The organism is Mycoplasmopsis felis ATCC 23391 (assembly GCF_000701865.1).
In the GTDB taxonomy this organism is placed as follows: domain Bacteria; phylum Bacillota_I; class Bacilli_A; order Mycoplasmatales; family Metamycoplasmataceae; genus Mycoplasmopsis; species Mycoplasmopsis felis.
This window is the reverse complement of record NZ_JNKA01000028.1, coordinates 1-10,076: the sequence shown is the minus strand read 5'-3', so window position 1 is coordinate 10,076 and position 10,076 is coordinate 1. Positions and strand designations below refer to the sequence as shown.

Here is a 10,076-nt window from a genome sequence, read left to right as displayed (position 1 = left end):
ACATATGTGATATTCATTCTAACCCTGATAAAAATAAATCATATCCATTTAAAAATGGTTTCCTTTTTAAAATAAGCAATAAAATTTTAGAGAAAAACAAAAATATTTATATAGATTTTCATCAAAATTTAATTAAAAAGGAAAAACAGATTTGTGTTTCTAATGCAGAATAAAATTTATTTATTTCATGTGTTTCCCACTTGTGTATTAATAAGTAAACAGAATGTTATGAAATTTAACCTCACATATATTTATATATAAATATATGTGTTTTTATTTAATTTTTTTAAATTTATATTTACATTTATTTACAATTATGTTATAATAAGAATATGAAGTAAAAGAGTAATAATTTAGTTTTGTTTAATGTGTGAGGAACTAAAAAAGGTGTTGTTTATAAATATGTTGGATATGGTAATGGTTATGGAACGAATCCCACAAGATTATTTAGTTTAGGAAATCTACAAAAACTTTTAGATAAAAATCCAAATGCTGTCGAAATACTTAAAGATAAACTAAAATCATTTACAAGAAATGATGATATGGAAGTTGTAAAATCAGCACTACTTCAAAGTTTAGAAACAGAAAATATTCTAAAAAAAGCAGAATATTATAGTGGGAAAAAATATTCGGACACTCCGAATATTTTTTAGCACAACAAAAGAGGTATTATGAGACCTTTAAAAATTGATGAATGAATACAAATATTTAAATCCTTTGAAGAATATAAAATTTCTAAAATTACAGAATTAGAATTTGAAAGTATTTGTTATAAAATCAGATGTAAAAATTGAACAAAGTATTCATTGAAAAACATGTTGAAGAAAAGAAGATTGTATAATTTTAATATGGATATTCAATCAAAAAACATGTAAATCTTCTAAAGTAGGAAAAGGTGTAGGTAGACCAAAAAAGAAAAAAAGTTTTAAATCAGGACTGAGTTGCAACTTTAACTGATGAAGAAAAAGATGCTGTAATTAAATATTATCAAACAATATTTGATGAAAATGACACAGAAGTTGATATTAAAAAAATCAAGGAATTAAATAAATTATCTTCTAAAAAGAAATCTAAAATTTTGTGTATATCAAGATCTACATATTATGAGAAATTGAAAAAAGAAAAAGTTATTGTCAATAAGGTTATTAAACATAAAAAAGTTATTTGTAAAAGTTTTTATGATAATAAGGGTAGGTATGGACGAAGAAAATTAGTATATTATATAAACAAAGAATATAACATTACAATTAATCCTAGAACCCTTGGTAACTATATGAAACAACTAAATCTTTTTACATTTGTAAGAAGAAAAAAGAGAAGAAGAGAAGAAAAAATACAAATATTAATTTTCAAGACTTAGTTAAAAGAAATTATAATTCTGTCAATGAGACAATTTTTGCTACAGATGTAACTTATATTCCTCGCCAAAAGATATTAATCAAAATCATATATATTTATCTGAAATAATAGATCATAAAACAAAATTTGTAACATATGAATTATCACTAAATAATGATACAAATCTAGTTATTAAAAATATTGAAAAAACTAAGTTTCCAACTCAGTTTATTTTACACTCTGACCATGGATTAGTATATTCTTCATCAGAATATGTTGAAAGAATTAAAGATCTAAATGAAAAAATATCTATGTCTAGAATTGGAATTAGTTTAGATAACAGAGAAATTGAATATTTCTTTTCAATTCTCAAAAGTGAAATATTTCCTAATTTTAATAAAAGTTGTCAAGAACTTACCTTTTCTGAATTATCAAAAAAGATAATGAATATATTAATTGATATAATTTTAAAAGAATTCGTTTGTAAAATCAAATTAAAAAAAACCTAATAAAAGTTAAATTTTGACTTTAGTCCAAACTAACTTTTATTAGGTTTAAAATTTCCGAAAAAATTTCCTAGTTTAGAGATTTATTACCTTGACCTGTCAATGATGTAGTTAATAACATAAGAAACATAGAAAATAGTGCATCAGATTTTTAATCTAATGAAACAAGTCAACAAATAAAAATAAATTCTTATTCTGATTTATATAATTATTTTTGAGGAAGACTTTCTAATAACTTATATAAAGATGTTAAAAATGATTGATTTGAAGAAAAAATTATTGATAATAGAAATTGAAGTCCTTATTTAACAAATGTTTTATTAATAAATACTCAAGGATTGGATTTATCTACTAAAATTAGTAATAAAACATTTCAATATAATCAAGTGTATTTATCTTTTGATGTTAATAATTTTGAAAATATAGATGAATTGTATTTAAAAACTAATGAAATAGAAAATGATGGTTATAAATATAATTTAAACAATATAATAAGAAAACCAAAATTAATTAATATTTACAAATTTGTTAATGATTATCTAGAAAAAATGCTTGTTCCTGATGATTTGATATAGATAATCAAAAATCAATAATATCAAACATAGGTAATATTTTCAAAGAAAAAGAAACTAAAAATATTATTATTTATATAATCGATTCAATGAATTTTTATAATTATGAAAATCATAAACATCATCTTAAAAAATTATGAGATTCTTTTAAGCACAATTATATAGAAAATTTTGATAAGGAATACAATTAATCTTTACTAATTACTAAATCATCTTTATTAGATGGTTTTAATATACTAGACTTCTTTTTAGACAAATAGTTATATATTAATAAACAAAAAACAACATAGGATAAAGTGTTAAACACCTAGACTACTGTTTATAAGTATAATTTAAAATTTTTAAATTTTATTAATTTAATAATAACAAAACCAACAGAATTATATTTGACTTCTGTTGGTTTTGTTATTATATTCATATTTATTAATTTAAATAAATTTGAGATTTAAATGTTATTTATTAACCTGCTTGACTAGAGTTATCAGATGTTTTGTATTTAGTTATACTAAATTCTTTTTCAAATGTTTCGTGAGAATTAGAAAGATATCCTAATCTAAGTTTTGTTGGTTTTAATTGTTCAGTGTTATTTTCACTTGTAACTTCTCATTCACCAACAAATTCTTGAAGTTCAGTTGCACTATTATTTACATTTAGTTCAAAATTAGTAGATGTTAATCCATAGTTTTGATTATTACCTAAAACTAAATAAAACTTCTGGTTTACTCCTTTAATTAAAAGTTCAGGATTTTTAATTTTAAGATGTATTCTGTACATATTTTGATTTTGTTGATTGGTTGATGTTTCTACATATGCATCATATATATCTAAATTAACTGGATTTAAATGTATTAAAGGATTTTGAGGATTGAATGTTAAATCTCCTAAATTATCTTGTGTTTTAATAATTTGTTTGTCATTTGTATCAGAACTTTCAGTTCCATTAATGTTTAATTTCAATTCCTTTAAATAATTTTGGTTATTTTGTCCTGAATTATTTATGCTTGGCGCACTAAATGTATATTTATTATTTGCTTCTCTAAACAAAGTGTATTGATTGATTGTTTCATTTTCTAATTTAAAGTCTACTTTAGATTTACCATTTAATTTTAGAGACATCCCTTCTGGTAGTTCAAAACTAAAGTTATATAATGAATTATTTAAATCATAATTTCTTTGGAAATTAGTTACTGCATTTTGTAATGCTTGAATTTTAATATTATATTGTTGTGGTAAATTAAGATTTCATTTTGACCTAATAAAACTTTATCAAAGGTAATGTTTTGTAATTCAGTAGGGTTCCCTGATATAACAAATTTAACAGATACAGTTTTAGGAAAATTGTTATTTTCTTGTGTTAAATCAGTTGCAGAAGCGCTAGTTGGCATATTGTTTGGTTGTGTTTGGGTATTTATTTGATATCAATTATTAAATTGTATTTCTGATATGGTTATACCTTTAGGTAAGTTAGAAACGTTTAGTTTCAATGATCCATTTTCATTATTTTTTAAATGTCAAATATTTAAATTCATAGATATTTCAACTTTTTCTGTAGAAATATTTTCTATTTTAATACTGTTTTCATTTAGAGTAAGAATAGAACTTTGAGTTTTTAATTTCTCGTACCTTTGTTTTAATATTTCAAAATCAATTCTAAATCTATCAACTGTATTTAATATTGAAGATACAGTTTTATTGTTAGAAGTATTAAGACTTAACAAAGTATCATACATATATTTGGTTTTAGTGTAAAATAATATATCTACATAACCTTTTCATTCTAAAAGATTTTCATTTAATTCAAATAATAATTCCCTTGAATGTTTTAAAGCGTTTTCTAAATTAATATCTTTAGTTGTGTTTTCTGTTTCAACAGTTTTTAAATATTCACTAAGTTTTTTAATTTCATTTACATATTTAGTTACTTCATTTTTAAATTCATTAATATTTAATGATTTTATAAATTCTTTATTTAAAGTAAATGAGTTAGATAAATTTTTAGCTGTCTCAATAACAAATTTATATCTCTTAGAAGAAACATCAGTTAGTTGTTTATAATAATTTAATGAATTTTCTAATTTAGTTAAAATATTTTCTTTTTCAGTTGTTTTATTAATGTATGTATTTTTTAATTTATCTAAATCTTTGTCAGTTATATCATTGAATTCTATTTCTGAAATTTCTCATGAATAGTGTTCTATTTGATTATTTGAACCTGTTCTTGAACGAGGTTTTCATTGGAATTTAATGTATTTAGCAAAAGTTGGTTCGAAATTGATAGTTACTGCTTTAATCGAAGTTTCTCTTGTATTGAAATATGTTTGTAATATTACATTATTAGTTCCTCCGCTTAAACCAAAATCACTATGAAAAATTTTATCTTGGTGTTGAACAGGAGTAAAGTTTTGTCCATCTTGTGAAACAGAAATTCTAATTTCTTCAGGAATAACTAATCCACCTAAACCATTATTAATATCAGTTTCCCTTATGTTTAAAATAAGTCCATTAATTAAAACTTGTTCATTATTTTTTACCTGATAAACAAATTGATTTTTTAAATTACTTTGATCGGTTCATCTATCATTTCAGTTAGTTCATCTATTTTCATTTTGTCTGATTCCATCAATTGTTTTCTCAACACCATGATTATCGTTATTTTGATGTCTTTTGACAAAATCATTAGATAGATTTTCAACTACTTGAAGTTTAGTTGTATTTAAAAATGTTGAGGGTTCTACATCATAATCAATGTATTTAACTTTGAATACAACTGTTTTTTTATTAGGATCTTCTTGTTGTGATGATGTAGTAGTTTCGTTTTGAGTTTGTAATTTATAAATTACATTTACATTTTTGTCAACATTTTTATTTGTAGGTTTAGTAGAGTTATAAGTTTTTGGTGTATATTGAGTATCTTTTGCAGTATTTTGATTATTTGATGAAGTAAATGTACTAAAGTCGTTTTCTGTATTTTCATTACTTATAGAATAAACTTGATTTTGGTACATAATTTTTTTAGGTAAGTATTTTTCCACTCTCTCACCATTTATTAAATAAAGATAATGTTCTAAATTACTCAATTCTAAGATATATTCTTCATTAAATACATTTGATAATCCTTGTGATAAGGTTTGTGTTGGAAGGGTTATGTTTTCAATATTTGGTTCAATTTGATTATTGTTTGGTTTTTCTTCAAAAGTTAAGGCATTTGAATTAGTAATTCCAGTAACTTGAACTGATAAAGGATTAAATATACTAAATTGATTCTGTTCTGATAATTTTGCACCTGTTATTTGATATTCTTTATTTTCGTAAACTTTAAATTTAATTACAAAAGTTTTATTTTGTGAATTTTCTTTAAGTTCTTTTGATGTAATTAAGAAACTTTGATTATTCACAAAAATTTCATTTGATAATTCATCAACTGAATCTAGTTCTAAATTAGATGTTAATTCAAAAGAAATTAACTTATAGTTAACAGTAGTATTTTGTTGATCTGCTTGTATATCCTTAACAACAGCATTAGATGTATTAAATGTAATATTAGTATTATCTATATTTGTTTTATTTTGTTTTTCTAAATTCAAATTATTTGTTATATCACTTAATACCTGTCTAAGTTCTGCAGAAGATAAAGAAGTATTATTTTTTGCTTGATTTGCTTTATTTAATTGTGAATTTAATTTTTGTTTAATAGACTCATATTTTAATTTAGTTAGTGTCTGAATAAATTCATTTATTTCTGAAATTTTTTGTTCAATATTCTTAATAGCATCATTTTTATTTTCTTCTTCAGAGTTTAAAGAGATTTTATCTTCTTTTGCTTTATTTAGTGCAGTTTGAATTTTATTTAATTTACTTTCTAAATCATTTAAGGATAATTCTTGGAAATGATCTGAATTATTTTGAATTTCATTTATAACTGTTTGAAGTTCTTGTTTAATGGAATTATATTTTTCATTATTTAAATCAGAATTTATGTAATTTTTTGATTCTGAGAGTAAATTATTTATGTTAACAATAAGATCTTTTTTTCTTTCTTCTTGAGTTTTATTTTGATTATCAATCTCTATCTTCTTGTTTTTTAATTCATTAATTTTATTTTTAACTTCATTATAAAGATTTTTTATTTCTTGATTTGAAGCGTTTGGATTTAATACTAAATCATTAACTTTTTTAACAAGTGCATCATATTCATTTTTAATTGATTGATATTCACTAGAACTAATTTCTGTTTCAAAAGCAGCATTATTAGATATTAGTTTTTGAAGTTCGTTTTTAGTAATAACATTCTTATTTTCTTTAATTGGTTCTTCTTTTTTCTTATTTAATAAAACAACAGATGTTATAATACCTGCGCCGATTGCTACTCACGATAATCTTGCTGCTGCAATTATTAATTTTCTTTTTTTATTCATTTTATTGTACTACCTTTCTAGTAAATTTTATATTTAAGTAAGTTAATTTAATAAATTAATAACCTCCCATTATTTAAATTTATCAAAAAAAAAAAAAAAAAACAAAAGCAAAAAGTAAGAAATCAAACTTAAACACAAATTAATAAGTGAATAATTAAATATATTTTGAAAGTCCTTTTTTTAGTTAATTGAAATTTAAAATTTATTTTTATTTGTTTTAGAGGTAAATTAAAAGCACTTCATTTTTTGTGAAGTGCTTTACAAATTTATAATTAATAAATTATTTTGAAGCTTTTTCAAGACGTTTGTTAAATCTATCAATTCTTCCTGTGGCTTTAACTTGTGTTCTGTTACCTGTGTATACTGGATGACATCCTGAACATACATCAACTGAAAAAGTTTTTTTTGTTGATTTAAATACAAATTGTTTTTGACATGTTGAACAAGAAACATTTAATTCATAATAATCTGGATGAATATTTTTTTTCATATTGACTCCTTAATTATTTAGAGTAGAACTCAACTACTAATGCATCCTTGATTTCAGGATGAATTTCATTTCTTTCTGGTAATCTATCTAATTTTACATTAAAATCTTTTCTTGTTAATCATGCAGCTGCTTGTTTGTTTTCTAATGCTTCTACAATTTGTTTGTTATTTCTTGATTTTTCTTTCAATTCAATTGAATCACCAAGAGAAACTTGAATAGATGGAATATTTGCTTTTTTACCATTTAAAGTAAAGTGATTGTGATTTACTAATTGACGTGCTTGTCTTCTAGTAGAAGCAAAACCTGCTCTATAAACTAAATTATCTAAACGTAATTCCAATAATTGTAATAAGTTTGTACCTGTTACACCTTTAAGTTTAACTGCTTTTTCAAAAACTTTACGTAATTGTTTTTCATTTAAACCAAATAGGTATTTAATTTTTTGTTTTTCATATAAGTGCAATCCATAATCAGATAATTTTGTTCTTTTATTACCATGTTGACCAGGTGCATAGGTTCTTTTTTTACCTTTTGAAAATTCTTTTCCAGTTTCTAAAATTGAAAAACCTAAACGACGAGATTTTTTAAATACTGGACCTGTATATCTTGACATTTTTCCTCTTTCTGCATATATGAGGGTTTATTTCTACTTAGATAAATTTAACTTAATGTTTTTGATTATTCAGCTTTATCTACTTACAAAGTTTAACCATGTTAAATTTAATAATTAAATATAATAAACTGCTGCTTAAAATATGCTTATTTATAATACCATATTTATAAATAAATAAAAATTTTATTTTTATTATAATAATTTATATATATCTCAATAAGATTTTATTAATAAGTAATATAATTAAAATATTCAAAATATAAGGAGAAAAATGAAAAAAACAGTTTTAATAGTAATTGATGGTTTAGGATTAAGACAAGAACAACAAGGTAATGGTTTTGCTTTAGCTCATACACCTACTTTTGATAAGTTATTTAAAGAATACCCTAATTCGATTATTCAAGCATCAGGAGAATATGTTGGTTTACCAGATGGTCAAATGGGTAATTCAGAAGTTGGTCATTTAAATATTGGTGCTGGAACAGTTGTATATACCGGATTATCATTAATAAAAAAAGCGTTAAATGATGGAACATACAAGAAAAATAAATATTTTAATGAAGCATTTGAAGATGTTCAAAAACATAATTCAACCTTACATCTAATGGGTCTTTTATCACCAGGTGGTGTACATTCATTAGAAGACCATTTATTTGAATTATTACATAGTGCACATGAATTTGGATTAAAAAAAGTTTCCGTCCATGTTTTTGGTGATGGTAGAGATGTTGCTCCTCAATCTATCTTATCTTCAATGGAAAAATTACAAAACATTTGTAATAAATATAATTACAATATAGCATCTATTTCAGGAAGATTTTATGCAATGGATAGAGATAAAATGTTTGATAGGGTTCAAAAATCTTATGATGCTATCTTAGGGAAAACAACAAATAAATTTAATGATGCAATTTCTTATGTTAATGAACAATATAGTCAAGGAATAACTGATGAATTCTTTGTACCTGCAATAAATAAATCTTTAACAAAAGAAGATTTTGTTAAAGATAATGATTCAATTATTTTCTTTAACTTTAGACCCGATAGAGCAAGACAATTAACACATTTATTTATAGGTTCAGATTTATATGAAAATAAACCTAATACACCAGTTAAAATAAATAAATTTGTTTCAATGATGAAATATGAAGGTATTAAAACAATTGTTGCTTTTGATGAAATGGAAATCAATATGCCAATAGGTAAGGTTATTGAATTAGCTAACAAATCTCAATTAAGAATTGCTGAAACTCAAAAATATGCTCATGTTACATATTTTATGGATGGCGGAAAAGATGTGGAGTTCAAAAATTCAAAAAGAATTATGGTAGATTCATTAAAAGTAGAATCTTATGCAACTGCTCCAGAAATGTCTGCACAAGGAATTACAGATGAATTATTATCAAATGGATTAAACTATGATTTAACAATAATGAACTTCGCTAATCCAGATATGGTAGGGCATACAGGTAATCTAGAAGCAACAATTAAAGCAGTTTCATTCTTAGATATTCAAATTAAAAGAATAATTGAATGAGCTAACGAAAATAATGTTACTGTTTTTATAACAGCAGATCATGGTAATGCAGAAATAACAGAAGATAAAAACGGTAATCCAGCAACTAAACACACAAGTAGTCCTGTTATGTTAATTTGTTCAGATAAGTCAGTAAAACTAAAAAATGGATCATTAGCAAATGTAGCACCAACAGTGCTTGAATATATGGGAATTAATAAACCAATAGAAATGGATGCATCATCATTATTAGTCAAATAATAGAAAACAAAAACTAAATAATTAATTATTTAGGGAAGTGTAGTTAATTTTGTGTAAATTCTCTTAATAGCAAATATTTAATTTAAAATATTTATATTAGGAGATTTTTTATGCAAAAGAAAAATACATTTAATCTTGATACTGAAAAATTATATAATCAGTATAAACCAAAGACTATTGAAGACGTTCAAGAAATTCTTAAGTCTCAAACTAAAGATTTAATTGAAAAAATTTTACAAGAAGAGATGAAAAATTATCTTGGTTATGATAGATATGAACATGAAAAAGCAATTAAAGATAATTACAGAAATGGTTCATATGATAAAAAAGTTAGATCACAATTTGGTGATATAAATTTAAAAATA

The 10,076-nt window shown here is 23.0% G+C and carries 11 protein-coding genes; 6 read left to right on the top strand and 5 right to left on the bottom strand.

Annotation, left to right across the window (positions count from 1 at the left end; genetic code table 4):
- The first annotated feature begins 368 nt into the window (after window positions 1-368).
- The 3 genes from T405_RS03170 (at window position 369) to T405_RS04085 (ending at window position 1,360) form a co-directional block, all read left to right on the top strand.
- Entirely contained in the window at window positions 369-653 is a 285-nt protein-coding gene (locus T405_RS03170; RefSeq protein ID WP_156951252.1) for a hypothetical protein, read from the top strand.
- Window positions 654-671: 18 nt separating this feature from the next.
- Window positions 672-875, top strand: a complete 204-nt coding sequence (locus tag T405_RS04090) for a hypothetical protein (protein ID WP_036431113.1) — start codon at window positions 672-674, stop codon at window positions 873-875.
- A 236-nt stretch (window positions 876-1,111) separates the two neighbouring features.
- The gene (locus tag T405_RS04085; RefSeq protein ID WP_051619558.1) at window positions 1,112-1,360 is read left to right on the top strand and encodes a helix-turn-helix domain-containing protein; all 249 of its coding nucleotides are present in this window, start codon (window positions 1,112-1,114) and stop codon (window positions 1,358-1,360) included.
- 39 nt (window positions 1,361-1,399) lie between these two features.
- On the opposite strand, the gene T405_RS04080 is transcribed toward T405_RS04085, so the two are convergent.
- Complete coding sequence (locus T405_RS04080; RefSeq protein ID WP_051619557.1) at window positions 1,400-1,831, bottom strand: hypothetical protein; 432 nt, start codon at window positions 1,829-1,831, stop codon at window positions 1,400-1,402.
- Between the two features lie 351 nt (window positions 1,832-2,182).
- Between T405_RS04080 and T405_RS03155 the strand changes: the two genes are divergently transcribed.
- Window positions 2,183-2,419, top strand: a complete 237-nt coding sequence (locus T405_RS03155) for a hypothetical protein (protein ID WP_036431110.1) — start codon at window positions 2,183-2,185, stop codon at window positions 2,417-2,419.
- A gap of 456 nt (window positions 2,420-2,875) precedes the next feature.
- On the opposite strand, the gene T405_RS03150 is transcribed toward T405_RS03155, so the two are convergent.
- From T405_RS03150 to rpsD, 4 genes are all read right to left on the bottom strand, one after another.
- Window positions 2,876-3,532: a hypothetical protein gene (locus T405_RS03150; protein ID WP_036431107.1), complete on the bottom strand. Its 657-nt coding sequence runs from the start codon at window positions 3,530-3,532 to the stop codon at window positions 2,876-2,878.
- Between the two features lie 68 nt (window positions 3,533-3,600).
- Window positions 3,601-6,831 (bottom strand): coiled-coil domain-containing protein, encoded by a 3,231-nt coding sequence (locus tag T405_RS03145; RefSeq protein WP_036431104.1) that lies wholly within the window; start codon window positions 6,829-6,831, stop codon window positions 3,601-3,603.
- 280 nt (window positions 6,832-7,111) lie between these two features.
- Window positions 7,112-7,321, bottom strand: coding sequence for a 50S ribosomal protein L31 (rpmE, locus tag T405_RS03140; protein WP_036431102.1), 210 nt, complete (start codon window positions 7,319-7,321; stop codon window positions 7,112-7,114).
- Between the two features lie 13 nt (window positions 7,322-7,334).
- Window positions 7,335-7,934: a 30S ribosomal protein S4 gene (rpsD, locus tag T405_RS03135; RefSeq protein WP_036431100.1), complete on the bottom strand. Its 600-nt coding sequence runs from the start codon at window positions 7,932-7,934 to the stop codon at window positions 7,335-7,337.
- A gap of 271 nt (window positions 7,935-8,205) precedes the next feature.
- On the opposite strand from rpsD, the gene gpmI reads away from it, so the two are divergent.
- Both gpmI and T405_RS03125 read left to right on the top strand, forming a co-directional pair.
- Window positions 8,206-9,711 carry a 2,3-bisphosphoglycerate-independent phosphoglycerate mutase gene (gpmI, locus tag T405_RS03130; protein ID WP_036431096.1) on the top strand — a complete coding sequence of 502 codons (1,506 nt, stop codon included), beginning with the start codon at window positions 8,206-8,208 and terminating at the stop codon, window positions 9,709-9,711.
- 110 nt (window positions 9,712-9,821) lie between these two features.
- Window positions 9,822-10,076: transposase (locus T405_RS03125; protein WP_036431093.1), on the top strand; the 255-nt coding region annotated here is incomplete at its 3' end.